A 16,019-nucleotide genomic window follows, 5' to 3' on the forward strand; every position below is an offset into this window, starting at 1 on the left:
ATCTCTTTATTACTCTTTACATAAGGAAAGCCAAAGTGCGAAGATGCGCAGCTTTGACCTTCCCATACAATCTATTCAGATTAACCTTTGTTTTTATCTTCGTCAACAACCTCGTAATCTGCATCCACGACGTTGTCTTTCTTAGGAGCGCCGGACTCGGCACCTTCAGCACCTTGTTGTTCTTGTGCCGCTTGCTCATACAGCTTCACGGACAGCTGCTGTACGATTTGAGTAAGCTCCTCTACCGAAGCGTTAATCTCTTCCAGGTTATCGGATTCAAGCGCCTTCTTCACTTTGTCTTTCGCTTCGTTTGCTTTTTCCACTTCGGAAGCATCGACTTTGTCGCCCAGGTCCTTGAGTGTTTTCTCGGTCGTGTACACGAGTTGGTCGGCATTGTTGCGAGCCTCCACCAGCTCTTTGCGTTTACGGTCTTCTTCGGCATGAAGCTCAGCGTCTTTCATCATTTGTTCAACTTCAGCGTCGCTCAGGCCGCTGGAGGACGTGATGGTGATCTTCTGGCTCTTGCCGGTACCTTTATCCGTTGCCGACACGTTTACGATCCCGTTGGCATCGATATCGAAGGTAACCTCGATTTGCGGAACTCCGCGCGGTGCAGGAGGAATGTCTCCGAGCATGAAGCGTCCCAGCGTTTTGTTGCCGGCTGCCATTTCGCGCTCGCCTTGCAGCACGTGAATTTCCACGCTCGGCTGGTTATCCGCATAAGTGGAGAACACTTGGGATTTGCTTGTAGGAATCGTCGTGTTGCGGTCGATCATTTTGGTGAATACGCCGCCTGCGGTTTCGATACCGAGGGACAGCGGGGTCACGTCGAGCAATACGACGTCTTTAACGTCACCGGTCAATACGCCGGCTTGAACCGCTGCTCCAAGCGCAACCACTTCGTCCGGGTTTACGCCTTTATGAGGCTCTTTGCCCGTCAATTTTTTGATCGCTTCCTGCACGGCAGGAATACGAGTGGAACCGCCGACCAGGACGATTTTATGAATATCGTTCGCTGTCAAACCTGCATCGCTGAGCGCTTGACGAGTCGGTCCAAGCGTACGCTCTACAAGGGAAGCGGACAATTCTTCGAATTTGGCGCGGGTCAGGTTGATCTCAAGGTGCTGAGGAACGCCGTCTGCAACCGTGATGAACGGCAGCGAGATCGTTGTTGTCAGTACGCCGGACAATTCCTTTTTCGCTTTTTCCGCTGCGTCTTTCAGACGTTGAACGGCTGCTTTGTCTTTGCTCAGATCGATGCCTTGCTCTTTCTTGAATTCGGCTACCAGATAGTCGATGATCACTTGGTCGAAGTCGTCGCCGCCCAGTTGGTTGTCCCCGCTGGTTGCTTTTACTTCGAAGAAGCCGTCGCCCAGTTCCAGAATGGAAACGTCGAATGTACCGCCGCCAAGGTCATATACCAGGATGGTTTGGTCTTCGGATTTCTCCATGCCGTAAGCCAATGCCGCAGCCGTCGGCTCGTTGACGATACGCAGAACTTCTAGGCCCGCGATTTTGCCGGCATCCTTGGTAGCCTGACGCTGGCTGTCATTAAAATATGCGGGAACCGTAATAACCGCTTGGGTTACAGGTTGGCCCAGGTATGCTTCCGCATCGGATTTCAGCTTCTGCAGAATGATGGCGGAGATTTCCTGCGGTGTGTAGTCTTTGCCGTCGATGGATTCTTTGTGATTCGTGCCCATATGGCGCTTAATGGAAATGATGGTGCGATCCGGGTTGGTGATCGCTTGGCGTTTGGCTGTATCCCCGACGATGCGCTCGCCGTCTTTCTTAAATCCGACAACCGACGGGGTTGTGCGGGCACCCTCCGGATTCGGGATAACTACCGCTTCCCCACCCTCCATGACGGCTACGCAGGAGTTGGTTGTTCCTAAGTCGATACCAATAACTTTGCTCATGTAAAATTTTCCTCCTTATTCATTCATGCGAATCCCCGCATGACATTCATCATTTTTATATGATAAACGACTATCGAAAGTCGTTTACATGCTCACTTTGACCATGGCAGGTCTCAATACTTTATCTTTTAACATGTACCCTTTCTGCACTTCCTCAACCACGATGCCTTCCTCGTACTCATCGCTCTCCACCTGCATGATCGCTTGGTGGTACTCCGGATTGAACGGCTCGCCCACACTCTTCATTGCGCTCAAGCCTTCGGTAGCAAGAACGGATTCCAATTGACGGAAGATCATGCTGACGCCCTTGGAGAAGGATTCAAATTCCGGGTTCTCCTCGGATGCCTGGAGGGCACGCTCAAAGTTGTCGATGACGGGCAGAAGCTCCGTAATCAGTTTGGAGGAAGCATATTTGCCCAGATCCTCTTTCTCTTTCTGCGTGCGGCGGCGGAAATTATCGAAATCCGCCTGTACCCGCAGGGTACGCTGCTGCTGCTCCTGCAGCTCGGCCTGAAGCTTCTCAAGCTCGGCCGAACCTGCGGCTTCATCAGCCGATTCCGTTACGGGAATCTCCTGCTCGGGATTCACGGCCTCCTCCGGAGACCCGCTCTCACCCGTGTTTGGCGTGTTTTCCAAAGTTTCTTCGATCGTTTCTTCTGTAACTGTATCTTGAACGGCATCCTTGTGCTCATTATTCAAGACGCCTTCACCTCCTTCATATTCTAAACCAGACGGTCTATAACTCATCTATCTTAGCGTTATTCGCCTATTTCCTTCATCTTGATCACATGATGAATCCGCAGCACGGCAGCCGCAACCTCGCCGGCTGCCCGCAGGCCGTGAAGTTTGACCGGGGCCGGATCCAGCACGCCCAGCTCTTCATAGTCGACAACCCGCCCACTGTCGCAGTCAATCCCCATGCAGTCGGAGTCGGCTCGAATTTGTGCGGCTCGGACCTCCTCCATCTTCTCAAGCGGATTATAACCGGCGTTCAGAAGAATCTGCGACATCGGCTTTCGCAGCGCGGCGGAAACTGCCTCCATGCCGAAGGCTTCCATGCCTTTCTGGGCTTCCCGGATCCGTTCCAGTTCATAAGACACGGCCAGTTCGCTTGTCCCGCCGCCTGGAAGCACCCCGCCGGATACGGCAGCCTGAAGTGCCGAAGCGGCGTCGCCCGCAATCCTGGCGGCCTCCCCTACCACTTCCGAAGTGCTTGCCCCGACGATCACCGTCACAATGCGGTCCTTGCTGCCGCAGGACAGGCGGATTTTTTCGATGCCTTCATCATAAGCGACGCGCGGGGTATGACCCAGAAGGGCCGCAAGCTCTTTCGAGTCTTTATGTAACGCCTTGCGGCGTATCGGTGTAGCTCCCGTCATGTCGCTTACCTTGCGGAGATCCGCACGCGATACGCGCGGCACCACCATCATCCCGTGATCCAGGCAAAACTGCTCCGCATCCGGATGAATGCCCTTTTCGAGGAGGATGAGTTTTACGGATAGTTCGGACAATCTGTCCAAATCCGACGCGAACACTTTTCGCAGATCCATATACTGCGCGAATCCGGCTTCGGTTGTAAGGGCCTCTTCGTCGATGTCGTCGGGCTCCAGGGAATCATACAGCACCAGCACTCTGGCATCGTCGTAGGACTTGGACTCCCTGGCGAAGATCGGCCGCTGCCGGAGCAGAACCCCCTCGAACACTTCATTCTCGGCATTCTCCAGCGCAATTATACTGTCTGCGAGCGAGTAGGAAGGATCCTGCAGACGGTCGATTCCGGCTTTGCGCGCGGCTTGCATAACCAGCTCCACGATGTCCTTCCGTTCACGCCCGGCGACATGCACCGTCCGTTCCAGCAGCGGATCATCCAATCCGCCGATCAGCCGGACACGCTTCGACAAGAGCTGCATCGATTTCTCGACTCCCTGGCGCAGGCCCTCAACCACCTTGGAAGCGGGCACCCCGCGCGTGATGCGGGATACCCCTTCCTGCACGAGGGCGCCCGCAAGCACGGTTGCCGTTGTGGTACCGTCGCCGATTTTCTCCTGCTGCGCCCGAGCCACCTGAATCAGAAGGCGCGCGGCGGGATGGGTGACATCCATTTTGTCCAGAATCGTCACTCCGTCATTGGTGATGACCACTTCGCCGCGCGGGCCAACCAGCATGACGTCGAGCCCCTTGGGGCCAAGCGTGCCTTCTACGGCGGACGTAACTGCGCGGACGGCATTGCTGTTGTTCAGCAGCGTGGAATAACGCTCGTCTCCGTCCACTTGGCTATGTTGTCCTTGGCTCATCTGTCTCACTCCTTTATTTGTACCAGTGTGACAGCAGCTTCGTCAGGTCATGGGATAACACATTCAAGATGCCGATCACCCGTGCATATTCCATTCTTGTAGGACCGAGAATGCCGATCGAACCAAGCGCTTTGCCGTCGATCGAATACGTCGCAGTGATCAAACTGCAGTTCGAAATGGCCTCATGCGTATTCTCCGTGCCGATCTTCACTTGGACACCGTGCTCCCCGGGAGCAGGTGCCATGAGCTTCATCAGTGCGGGAGTCTGCTCCAGAAGCTCGAATATTTCCCTAACCTTATCAACATCCTTGAACTCCGGCTGGTTCAGCATGTGGGTCGTGCCGCTCAGATAGACCCCCCGGTGATCCGGTTCGTTGTTGAGAGCGATATCCAGCATACTCATCAGATCCTCATAATGTGAAATATGCCGCTGCATTTCCTCGGCAATTTCCGAATACAAACGAGTCTTGAGTTTATATAGAGGCACATTGACCAGCTTCTTGTTCAGAAGATTTACCACTTGCTCCAGTTCCGATACGGACACGCCCTGCGGAATCGAAACAACCTTGTTCTCGACTTGCCCTGTGCTGGTAACGATGATGGCCACCGCTTGATCCTCATGTAGAGGAAGAAGCTGGAAATGGCGCAAAGACGTATGAAAAACTTCCGGTCCCAGCAGGATGGAAGTGTAATTAGTCATTTGAGACAGAATGCCGGCTGTATGCTGTATCATCTGCTCCATCACGTTCAGCTTTTCTGCAAAAAATGATTTCATCATATGCAGTTCCGCAGGGTTCAAGGAAAACGACGACGTGAGATGATCAACATAATATCGATATCCTTTATGCGACGGTATTCGTCCAGCTGAAGTATGGGGCTGCTCCAGAAACCCGAGCTCCTCCAGATCAGCCATCTCGTTGCGAATGGTTGCCGGGCTGTAGCCGACGTCCCCTCGCTTGGAAATGCTTCTTGAACCAACCGGCTCGGCAGAACGGATATAGTCATCCACAATGGCATTCAAAATCATGCGCTGACGATCTGTTAACATGTCGCTTCCCTCCTTGCTGACTGCTCATTTTCGCTTTCGTTAGCACTCATCGCCATCGAGTGCTAACCGATATAACAAAAATACCAAACCGACCTGAGGATTGTCAAGTCAGTTCAGTACTTTAAGAACAGCTATTTCGTCACAAGCATGCTGCTTCTTGCAGTGGATGCAGTCGGTCCATACCTTCTCCGGAAAAATCTCCTTCTCTACGACGGCAAAGCCGTTTTTGATGAAAAAAGATACCTCATACGTCAAGGCCATTACTTTCGGAAGCTCGCGGCGTTTCGCTTCTTCCAGAAGGGTGTCCACCAGCATGGAGCCGATGCCTTGCCCTTTATATCCTTCCGAGATGCCGAGCGAACGGATCTCGACCAAATCGCTTCCCAGCTGGCACAATGAACCGCAGCCAATGACGTGCCCTTCGGATTCAGCTACAACGAATTCTCCGATTTGTTTCTCCAGCACTTTTTTGGACCGGGGGAGCATAATCCCCTTCTCGGCATAACCCTGAATCATCTGATACAGCGGCTCGACATCCTCTAACTTTGCTTTTCTGCATACCGCCGACATGTTGTCCGTCTCCCCTTTACACGCTCCGTCATGTTATGAATAAATATACAACAGAGCGCATATAAGTTCAATAGATTAATTTGTCGTCAGGCTTCCTATGAATTCGCCAAACACATCGTTGCCAAACAAAATGCCTTTGCTGCTCAGCTTATACCCGTCTTCGGTGGCATCGAGGAGGCCCGCGCCTACCATTTTATTCAGCGGACCGGCAAAAACATCCTCCATGGAGATCCCGAACTGCTCCCGGAACCGGCTGCGCGAGACGCCGTCCAGCACGCGCAACCCGACCATCAGGAAATCCTCCATCGCTTCTTCCTTAGATATCTCAAAGCTCTCCAATCTTGGAAGGCCTTTATTGGCTGCTTCATTATAGGGATTGACCCCTTTGATGTTCACATGGCGCTGACGGCCGACATATCCGTGCGCCCCCGCGCCTAGGCCGTAATAGTCTTCGTTGCGCCAATACGTCATATTATGCCGGCTCTCGAAGCCGGGTTTCGCAAAATTGCTGATTTCGTACTGCTTATATCCGGCAGCCTTCATCCGTTCCATTAAAAGAAGGTACATATTCAGCTCGTCCTCCTCATCCGGAAGCGGAAGCTGGTTTCGCTGGTACATCGTATGGAACAGCGTATTCTCTTCGACCTTCAGGCTGTAGATTGAATAATGCGGGAGTTCGAGCTCCAATGCCTTATCCACGCTTTCCGCAAGCATGTCCAAGGTTTGATTCGGGAGACCGAACATCAGATCGATGGACATGTTGTCAAAGCCTGCTCTTCTGGCGTTATCGAGACTTCGGTATACGTCATCCGTATCATGAATTCTGCCGATGCCGGTCAGCAATGTGTTCTGGAAGGCCTGCACCCCGAAGCTGATCCGGTTCACCCCGCCTTGGCGCATGACGGACAGCTTCTCCAGATCCGTGGTGCCGGGATTCGCCTCCATTGAAAATTCGATGCTATCGGACCATTCCGGAAAATGGCGCTTCACGCTCTGCAAGAAGTATTCCATTTCGTTCGGCTTCAGCACGGTTGGCGTCCCGCCGCCTACAAAGATGCTTTTGATTCGTCCCGGCGGATTAGCCTGAACGGTCAGCTCCATTTCCTTATCCAGCGCTCGCAAATAATCCATTACCGGCTGATCCTTTAACACGTAGGAATTGAAGTCGCAGTAAAAACATTTATTGGTACAGAACGGAATATGGATGTACACCGCTTCCGTCCGTTGATCGTTTGCCGTCATTCTTTTCTTGCCCCCTCATATACCGCTCTGGCATGACTTACTTTAAGTAACTTCTTGAAAGTTCCTTCTCTACTATAACGCTATGCCTCTTGGAATGAAAGAAAGGAAAGCCGAGAATCGGCTTTCCCATCATTTACATCGAGAAGGCTATACAGGCAAGGAGCGGCTCTTTAACTCAAAGGCCTTCCCCTGCCATTGGCTTCCTATTACTTGTCGTCGATTTTCAGAACGGCCATGAAGGCTTCCTGCGGCACTTCGACGCTGCCCACCTGCTTCATCCGCTTCTTACCTTCCTTCTGCTTCTCCAGAAGTTTCCGTTTACGGGAGATGTCGCCGCCGTAACATTTGGCAAGCACGTTCTTGCGCATCGCTTTAACCGTTTCGCGGGCCACGACCTTGGTACCGACCGATGCCTGAATCGGCACCTCGAACATTTGGCGAGGAATCAGCTCGCGCAGCTTCTCGCAAATCGCCCGGCCGCGGTGGTAAGCGCGGTCCTTGTGCACGATAAAGGACAGGGCATCCACCTGCTCGGCATTAAGCAGAATGTCCATTTTGACCAGATTGGACCGGCGGTATCCGGACAGCTCATAATCGAATGAAGCATATCCTTTGGTGCTCGATTTCAACTGATCGAAGAAATCGTACACGATTTCCGACAACGGAATTTCATAGGTAATGGTGACGCGCGTCGTGTCCAGGTATTCCATGTTGACGAATTCGCCGCGTTTGTTTTGGCAAAGCTCCATGATCGCTCCGACATAATCATTCGGCACGATAATGGCTGCTTTAACATAAGGTTCTTCGACATAATCGACCTTGCCGACCTCAGGATAATGGGAAGGGTTATCGATTTGAATCTGCTCTCCGTTCGTCAGCGTAATGCGGTAAATCACGCTCGGCGCGGTCGTAATCAGCGGTATGTTAAACTCGCGTTCGATCCGCTCCTGAATGACGTCCATATGAAGGAGGCCCAGGAATCCGCAGCGGAAGCCGAATCCGAGCGCGCTGGACGTTTCCGGCTCAAAGCTGAGCGATGCATCGTTCAGCTGCAGCTTCTCGAGCGCCTCGCGCAGATCGTTGTAGTCCGATGTTTCGATTGGATACAATCCGCAGAACACCATCGGATTGATTTTGCGGTAACCCGGCAGCGGCTCGGCCGTCGGACGCTTGGCATCCGTTACCGTATCCCCGACCTGCGTATCGCCCACGCTCTTGATGCCCGCAACGATGAAACCGACATCGCCGACGTTAAGCTCGTCCACGATGGACATGCGCGGCTTAAAGGCACCCACCTCGATCACCTCGAAGGTTTTGCCGGTGGCCATCATCTTGATCTTGGAGCCGGCCTTGATGCTGCCGTCAATGACGCGAACATATACGATGACGCCCTTGTAAGGATCATAATGGGAGTCGAAAATCAGCGCTTTCAGCGGTTCTTCGGAACTACCCGTTGGCGCAGGCACTTTCTGAACCACCTGCTCCAGAATTTCCTTGATTCCGATGCCCGCTTTCGCGGAAGCCAAAACGGCATCGCTGGCATCGAGCCCGATCACATCCTCGACCTCCTGCTTCACCCGTTCGGGATCGGCGCTCGGCAGGTCGATTTTGTTAATGACAGGCAAAATTTCAAGATTGTTGTCCAAGGCCAGATATACGTTGGCCAATGTCTGCGCTTCGATTCCCTGCGCGGCATCGACAACGAGCAGCGCGCCTTCGCAAGCGGCCAGGCTTCGGGATACCTCATACGTGAAGTCGACGTGTCCCGGAGTATCGATCAGGTTCAATATATACTCCTCGCCGTCATCGGCTTTGTAGTTCAGGCGAACCGCCTGCAGCTTGATGGTAATTCCGCGCTCTCGCTCCAGATCCATCTGATCCAGTACCTGCTCCTGCATTTCACGCGAAGTTAATGCGCCCGTAAATTCCAAAATACGGTCGGCAAGCGTCGATTTCCCATGGTCTATATGTGCAATGATACAGAAATTACGAATTTTTTGTTGTCTTACTTGTACGTCTGTCATGCCTAACCCCCAACAACCACCAGATGTTTGAATCAACTTATTATACCAGTTGAGGGGATGCACAGCAATGCTGAGAATAAAGGCGAAATTTATTCCGTAATCGATCCGAACATCGACACGACCCAGCGGATGCTTTGGTCAGAGAGCTGCTGAAGCAGTCCGGCCGTTTTGTCGGCAAGCACATCGGCAGGCGGTTGGGAGCGTTCGGGGAGCAGGATGTCGCTGGGCGACGGCTCGTATTCGGGCACTGCCGTCTTACGGGCGTCCGGTTCCTGGTCGACGGATTCAGGGGCGGGAGGATGCTTCCGCGTCCCTCCCCATCCATTCCCCTGGGCCGTACCGCCTTGCGGATCCTGAACATGGCCTTGCACCACGGTCTGCGTTCCCCCGGTACCGTCGGCCGGCACCGGCCCTTTGGCCCCTCCAAGCTGCATGCCGACCAATATGCCGATGCCTGTCCATATGATTAGCGCCACAAACCGTTTTCCCAATCTCGACATCATAAGCCCCTCCTTGATTTACCCCTTCATTCCTGCTCCGTTAATGACCCCTTACCTTCAACCTGCTTTGGATGCTTTATCCTCGGCACCTTTATCGCTACCGTCCTTGGCTGCTGAAGCCGACTGCTTCTTCGCTGGATCACTCTCTTTTTTCACACTGGCCTTCTCGGCTTCTTGTTCCTGCCAGTACACGTCGGCGATGATGTCGGCCAGCGCTTCGGCCGTTCGCTGCAATTCTTCCTTCGTATTGTCGATGCCGCCGATTTCGATCAGGATGCTGTTCGGGGACAAGGATTGGTTGTACTCTCCGTTCCCTTGGTCCGCCGATTTGCCCCACACGCCCCGGGAAACGCCGGGATAGGACTTCTCCAGCTTGGCATTGATTTTGCTTGCAAACGCCTCGTTCTGTCTCCAGTTCTCGTTCGCATGTCCGATGATGAAGTACACCTTGGCGTAATTGACGCCGTTTACGGTAGCCGTCGTTTTGTTGTATCGCTGCGAATCCCGGTGGATATCGATCAGATAGTTGATGCCGTCGTTCTGGGACATGGCCTCCATGGCCATCTGGCGCGAGTATTTATAAGAATAGTTATAGTTATATCCTTCCACGGTAGATTGATAATCGCTCTTGTCGTGCAGGGTGCCGATTCCGTTGGCTTCAAGCCTTTTGCTCAGGAAGCTGCCCACCAGCATGACGTTCTTGGTCGGGGATACCGCCCCCGGATTATCGGATGGATGCGAGAGCAGCGGGTTATACGCTTCCTGCGGGTGGGAATGATAGATGAGCACGGATTTCTTCCCGTTCGTTGTCTTTCCGTCCTTGGAGGTGCTTCCGGGTTCATTCTTGCTGCCGGGGTCGTCCTTCCCGCCCTGATCCGGAGCATCCTCGCCCTTTCCTTCATTGCCGCTGTTCCCTTGTTCGCCTTGCGTCGGCTCTTCCCCGGCCTCGGCGGGCTCTCCCTCCGCCTGCTCTTCCGCCGGATCCGGCCGGTAATCGGCCGGTGCCTCGCCATCCTCGTTACCGGAGCCGTGCGACAGCTGAACCGGTTGATTAGCCTTCATGCCGGGAAGCTCTCCCGCAAGGAGGCTCTTCGGATCCTTCGGGTTTACGCTCGTCAGGAGCTCAAAGACGAACGTGGACATTTTTTCGCCGGAGAAGCTCGAGGTCTCTTTGGAAGCCGTCATATGCGGCATCTCCATGCCGATCATATCGATGAAAAAATGGCTGGATAACGAAGCGGCCAATCCTTTCATCGACGACACGGGCGAGGAATTCATCCGCTGTTCCGCCATTCCCCCGAGCCCTAGCAAAATAAAAAATATAAGAGAGCCTAGCATCAGTATAATTAACGTACGCCCCATGCTCAGACCTTCCATGACCTTCCGTTTCATCCTGGCAATATTCCAGATGCGGAACTTGCGATTGTTCATAGCGATGTCCTCCTCGGTTCGCCGGGAGATGCCGACCTCATCCAGCCGTTCCCGCGACTCTGTAATCTCTTATACTTCAAATCTATGAACCGGGGAGATTCGATAGAACTAGATCCTGGAAAAATATAAAAGCTCCGATAGATTCGGAGCTTTTACTATGGGTCAGTGGGTATACGCGCCTACATTGCCGGGATCCACGGCTTCATGGAGCGCCGCGTTCAGGCCGGTCGCCACGATGTTGGCGATATCTTCTATAAATTCGTCAATCTCCTTAGGCGTTACGATAAGGTCATGGCCCAGCGGCTCCAGAACCTCCTTCACCAGGGCGAGGCGCTCGCCTTCGGGGATATCGTGCAGCATTCCCATAATCTTGCCCGTCTCCGGCGCGCCTTCCCCGAAGTGGGATTTCATCAGCTCAATCGCATTATTGACGATGGTGGAAGCGTAGCAGACGGTCGGAACGCCGATCGCAATGCACGGCACCCCGAGAATTTCTTGGGTCAATCCCTTGCGCTTGTTGCCGACGCCGGAGCCGGGATGGATGCCGATATCCGCAATCTGGATGGTCGTGTTCACCCGCTCCAGCGAACGCGAAGCCAGTGCGTCGATGGCGATGATCAACTCGGGGCGCGTCTGTTCCACGATGCCTTGAACCGTTTCGCTCGACTCAATCCCCGTCAGGCCGAGAACGCCCGGCGCAACGGCGCTTACCTGGCGATAGCCCGGGGCCACCCGATCCGGCATGAGCTCGAAATACTGGCGGGTCACCATCACGTTCTCCACCACGAGCGGTCCCAGCGAATCCGGCGTCACGTTCCAGTTGCCGAGCCCGACAATGAGCACGCTTGCCTTGGGTCCAATCCCGATCCGGGACATGAAAGCTTCAAACTCGCGGGCAAAAACAACGGATACCTGATCCTGAAGCCCCGTATCGCCCTTGCGAAGATCGGGAACCTCCAACGTGACGTAATGCCCCTTCACCCTTCCGATTTGCTGAGAGGCAGCATCGTTCTCCACATCCAGCCTTGTAATCTTGATTCCGTCCTCCTGCACCACGTCCTCCATAACCCCGGGAATGGGCGCGCTTCCTGTGCCTCCAGCCAGTTCTCTTGATTCAACGGCCAGATCCGTTCGGACCGAGTATTTTTGCAGATCCAGATCCATCTAAATTCACACTCCTCCTCATATTGCTAGTAGTGTGCGAGAGTAGGGGAGAGATTATGCAGAAGTCCGAATGAGTATTGCTTTTTGTCCACCCCCATGCTAAAATATTTTAAGTTGTGAATCATTTCGCTCTATTGAAATGCCTTACAGGAGGTGAATGTAATGCCAAACATCAAATCCGCGATTAAACGTGTAAAGACAAATGACAAACGCCACGCGCTTAACATTTCTCAAAAATCCGCGCTTCGCACAGCTGTTAAAACTGCTGACGTAGCGTTGAACGGTACAGAAATCGAAGCTGCTAAAGTAGCTTTCCAAGCTGCTTCCAAGAAGCTTGATAAAGCCGTAACGAAGGGCCTGATCCATAAGAACGCAGCTGCCCGCAAGAAATCCCGTCTGGCGAAAAGACTAAACGCTCTTACGTCCCAAGCGTAAGAAACGTTTGTTGAATACGACATGGAAAAAGCCCTGAACAGTTCACGCTGCTCAGGGCTTTTTGTGATTAGAAAAACGTTCATCGATGCACACTCTTCCGAGGATTGACCGCTTATAGCGGATGTTTTTCATGCGGGGTCAACTTGGTTTAGCTCTGCAGGTCATACTTTCTGATCTCTAGATGAAAAAGAGCGTACGGCCGCTCGCGCGTCCCCGTACGCTCTTGACTTATCTCGGTTCGCTTACGCGCCAAGCCGCAGCAGAAACAACTCGATTCCGAGCACCTTATCCACGGCCCCGGTCTTCATCTGGTAATCCAGATTGGCGAGATGGTTCAATATGCCTTCAAGACGTGCCGTCTGAAACTTGCGGGCCTGCTCGCCAGCAATCTTCACCGCATAAGGATGCACCCCGATTTGGGAAGCAATCTGCTGCTGCGAGTAGCTCTGGGTGGATAACGTCTTCACCTGAAGAATGATTCGGAACTGCCTGGTAATCAGGGCCGCAATCTTGATGGGCTCCTCGCGCTGCTTCAGCAGCTCATAATAGATCCCGAGCGCCTTGTCCAATCGGAGATTGGCGATATCCTCCACGAGCGCAAACACATTCTGTTCCGTGCTGCGCGCCACCAGCATATCCACGGTTGCAACATCAATGGCTCCGTCGGCTCCCGCATACAAACACAGCTTCTCGATTTCACCCGATAAAGCCTGGAGACTGGTTCCCGCATTCCGAACAAGCGCTTCCGCCGCGCCTGCGCGCAGCGTGCAGCCGCCTTTCTTCACCTGCTGGTCCACCCAGCGAAGAAGTTCGTCCCCGCCCAAAGGCATGAAGGAGAGGGCAACCCCCGACTTCTTGACCGCCTTGACTACCTTCTTGCGCTCATCCAGCTTTTCCTGCCCCACCATAAAGACAATCACGCTATAATCTGCGGGATTGGTCAAATAATCCAGCAAAGCCTCTGGACGATGATCCACTTTCCCGTTATCTTTTGCAGCCGTAAAAAAAGCCGTATCCCGGACGAATATCAGTTTTTTCTGAACCATAAAAGGAACCGTCTCGGCTTCCTCTACCACGGTTTGTATCGGAACTTCCCCTAAATCCATGTGAACCAGCGCAAAATCCCGGTCTTCTTTCGGGATCAGCTGGGCTTCCAGAAATTCGGCGAACTCCTTCATCTGGAATTTCTCGCTGCCGTACAGCAAATAGACGGAAGACACGTCTCCCTGCTTGACCGCCTTGGCCGCCGCTTTGGCATCCATCGGCGTCCCCCCTTTCTACTCTGTACACTATACCAAAAAACAGTGCCCGAATGCGATAGACGTCCAACATAAAAAACGAAATCGCCCACGCGAAAACAAAGAGACCTCGGCTGTAGGCAGCGGCAAGGTCCCTTCGTCCCAACACATCTATATAAACGCCGGCAAGCATGCTCTAGAAACACCTCGCCGCCGGTCATACGACGGTAGTTGGTATAATGCTCTCTCTAATATATTGTATTCATATCTCCCGGCATTGGTGCGCCGAATGTATTTATATCTGTATAATTCTATGGTTTAGGCTGCTTCTGACCCGCAGACGCCGGCGGCTGAGCCTTCTCTATGGAGTAGACGGATTCAACCAGCTCTTTGTTCGTCTGTACCTTGTACTTGAACGTTAAGCCGTCCTCGGACCATTGACCGGATACCCAGCTTCCGCCAAGCGGAATCCTCTCGACCGTTTCGACCGCTTCAGCTGAAGTCTGGTCTCCCGACGGCAGGCGATAGATCACCAGATATTCGGCCTCCAGGGAGGCCCTGTACAGACCATCCGGGGACGGCCATTGTTCCGGCACCATCGCCAGCCCTTGGTACGATCCGGTGGAACGGTCGGAAGATTCCGTGCTTCCAGCGCCTGCATCGCCGGCAGGGTCGCTGATCGGCGGCACCATCTCGGTTTGGACGTCCATTGCTTCATTAGGCGAAGTCTGGATGCTCATGCTCTCCGAGTTCTGCCCAGGCTCGTCGGCCGGAGGGTTCGAAGGGCTTGCGTCATTTTTTTTGGGTACCTCATTGCTGCTTGTTGCAGGTTGGTCTGGCGCTTGAGGCTCCCCGTCATTGTTCTTCTGAACCGGAGCATCGGGGACTGCTGCATCTTCCCTGGTGTCTTTAGCCCCATCCGATGGCTCTGTCTTCTCCTTGGATTCGTCGTTCGGGCCCGGGTTCGGATCGGATTCCGACGATTCCGGCGGCGAACTCCGCAAACCTGCGGAAGGATCGCTCCCCTCGTTCGCCGTACCGCCAGTCTCCGCGCCGCCATCGGCGGCAAACGGCTGAACCATGTCCTGAATCTCCGTCTCGGCCGAATCCTCATTCGCTCCCGCGCTGGTCGTGCTCGCCTCTTCATACGGAATCTCCGCATCGGATAACATCTTCGGTTCATAATTAAAAATAGCGACGCCGAGAATAAGTACAGCGGCGGCAGCCCCGATCGCCGTTCTTCCGCCAACCGTGCTCCACCAGCTGCCCGCACGCCGCGGACGCCGAATGTCCGGCATCATTTCGGCAGGCTCCTGGCTTTTCACGGCCGGAGGTGCGACAAGGCTCTCGCGATCACGGTCGATGGCATCCAGTTTAGGCATGATAGCGTCTACCAGACTGACAGGCGGGGTAACGGCCGGAAGATCTTCAAGCTCTCTGTTTAATGACTTTAATATGTTAAAGGTCTCCGCACACTCGGGACACAAGGCAATATGCTGATACATTTGGGCCGTCTCATCGGAAGTAAGGTCCCGGTCCAAATAGCGGTGCATGCGTTCCACCACCTCTTGGCAATTCATCCTGATACACCACCTTTCTGATGCTCTTGGAGCATATTCTGCAGCTGCTGCCTGGCCCTGAACAAATAGGATTTCACCGTATTGAGCGGAAGGTTCAGACAATCAGCGATTTCGTTGTAGGACAGGTCCTGCAAATACCTTAAGACAATGACCGTGCGATGATGATCCGGCAGTTGGTTAATGGCCTCCTGGATATCCTGGGCCAGATAGCCCGACATCACTTCCCTTTCCACGTCGAGATGATCCCGAAACACCATGTCATGCTCATCGATGGAAACCGTCGGCTTCGTTCTGCGGAATTTATCGATGCATATGTTGGTAACGATCCGCTGGACCCAAGTCTTGAACTGGGCTTTCTCCTCATAGGAGTTGATCTTCGTATATACGCGTATCAGTGCTTCCTGGGCTGCATCCATGGCATCCTGTTCATTGTTTAAAATGTAATAAGCAGTTCGGTAAACATGTTGCTCAATTTCTCGCAATAGGGTGATTAGAGCGTCGCGATCGCCCGATTGAGCGGCTCTTATGAGTCCCTGCTCCACCACAGTGGATCCCCCTCTCCCTGCATACATAC

Annotated in this window: 14 protein-coding genes; 1 reads left to right on the forward strand and 13 read right to left on the reverse strand. The window is 53.5% G+C overall.

Annotation, left to right across the window (positions count from 1 at the left end; all coding sequences use genetic code 11):
* Positions 1-80: 80 nt before the first annotated feature.
* The 10 genes from dnaK to gpr form a co-directional block, all read right to left on the reverse strand.
* On the reverse strand, positions 81-1,919 hold the full coding sequence (gene dnaK, locus JNUCC32_RS16675; RefSeq protein WP_009590812.1) for a molecular chaperone DnaK: 1,839 nt from the start codon (positions 1,917-1,919) through the stop codon (positions 81-83).
* An 84-nt stretch (positions 1,920-2,003) separates the two neighbouring features.
* Entirely contained in the window at positions 2,004-2,618 is a 615-nt protein-coding gene (gene grpE / locus JNUCC32_RS16680) for a nucleotide exchange factor GrpE (RefSeq protein ID WP_096773032.1), read from the reverse strand.
* Between the two features lie 59 nt (positions 2,619-2,677).
* The gene (locus JNUCC32_RS16685; protein ID WP_096773031.1) at positions 2,678-4,213 is read right to left on the reverse strand and encodes a TCP-1/cpn60 chaperonin family protein; all 1,536 of its coding nucleotides are present in this window, start codon (positions 4,211-4,213) and stop codon (positions 2,678-2,680) included.
* 13 nt (positions 4,214-4,226) lie between these two features.
* On the reverse strand, positions 4,227-5,261 hold the full coding sequence (hrcA, locus tag JNUCC32_RS16690; RefSeq protein ID WP_015734180.1) for a heat-inducible transcriptional repressor HrcA: 1,035 nt from the start codon (positions 5,259-5,261) through the stop codon (positions 4,227-4,229).
* 108 nt (positions 5,262-5,369) lie between these two features.
* Positions 5,370-5,831: an N-acetyltransferase gene (locus JNUCC32_RS16695; RefSeq protein ID WP_036666086.1), complete on the reverse strand. Its 462-nt coding sequence runs from the start codon at positions 5,829-5,831 to the stop codon at positions 5,370-5,372.
* Positions 5,832-5,906: 75 nt separating this feature from the next.
* The gene (gene hemW / locus JNUCC32_RS16700; RefSeq protein ID WP_096773030.1) at positions 5,907-7,073 is read right to left on the reverse strand and encodes a radical SAM family heme chaperone HemW; all 1,167 of its coding nucleotides are present in this window, start codon (positions 7,071-7,073) and stop codon (positions 5,907-5,909) included.
* Between the two features lie 206 nt (positions 7,074-7,279).
* Positions 7,280-9,097, reverse strand: coding sequence for a translation elongation factor 4 (gene lepA, locus JNUCC32_RS16705; RefSeq protein WP_036666087.1), 1,818 nt, complete (start codon positions 9,095-9,097; stop codon positions 7,280-7,282).
* 89 nt (positions 9,098-9,186) lie between these two features.
* Positions 9,187-9,600 carry a hypothetical protein gene (locus JNUCC32_RS16710; protein ID WP_090911872.1) on the reverse strand — a complete coding sequence of 138 codons (414 nt, stop codon included), beginning with the start codon at positions 9,598-9,600 and terminating at the stop codon, positions 9,187-9,189.
* 54 nt (positions 9,601-9,654) lie between these two features.
* Entirely contained in the window at positions 9,655-11,028 is a 1,374-nt protein-coding gene (locus JNUCC32_RS16715) for a stage II sporulation protein P (protein WP_192569243.1), read from the reverse strand.
* Between the two features lie 162 nt (positions 11,029-11,190).
* Positions 11,191-12,192 (reverse strand): GPR endopeptidase, encoded by a 1,002-nt coding sequence (gene gpr, locus JNUCC32_RS16720; RefSeq protein ID WP_015734174.1) that lies wholly within the window; start codon positions 12,190-12,192, stop codon positions 11,191-11,193.
* 162 nt (positions 12,193-12,354) lie between these two features.
* Here gpr and rpsT point away from each other — a divergent pair, with 162 nt between their 5' ends.
* Positions 12,355-12,627: a 30S ribosomal protein S20 gene (rpsT, locus tag JNUCC32_RS16725; RefSeq protein WP_009590780.1), complete on the forward strand. Its 273-nt coding sequence runs from the start codon at positions 12,355-12,357 to the stop codon at positions 12,625-12,627.
* Positions 12,628-12,869: 242 nt separating this feature from the next.
* Here rpsT and holA read toward each other — a convergent pair whose 3' ends face one another.
* From holA to JNUCC32_RS16740, 3 genes are all read right to left on the reverse strand, one after another.
* On the reverse strand, positions 12,870-13,889 hold the full coding sequence (gene holA, locus JNUCC32_RS16730; protein ID WP_096773028.1) for a DNA polymerase III subunit delta: 1,020 nt from the start codon (positions 13,887-13,889) through the stop codon (positions 12,870-12,872).
* A 287-nt stretch (positions 13,890-14,176) separates the two neighbouring features.
* Entirely contained in the window at positions 14,177-15,445 is a 1,269-nt protein-coding gene (locus JNUCC32_RS16735; RefSeq protein ID WP_192569244.1) for a zf-HC2 domain-containing protein, read from the reverse strand.
* A complete protein-coding gene (locus JNUCC32_RS16740) occupies positions 15,442-15,990 on the reverse strand; it encodes an RNA polymerase sigma factor (protein ID WP_009590814.1) in 549 nt (182 codons plus the stop codon). The genes JNUCC32_RS16735 and JNUCC32_RS16740 overlap by 4 nt, the downstream gene beginning before the upstream one ends.
* Positions 15,991-16,019 lie beyond the last annotated feature (29 nt).

This window comes from Paenibacillus sp. JNUCC32, assembly GCF_014863545.1.
In the GTDB taxonomy this organism is placed as follows: Bacteria; Bacillota; Bacilli; order Paenibacillales; family Paenibacillaceae; genus Paenibacillus_AQ; species Paenibacillus_AQ lautus_A.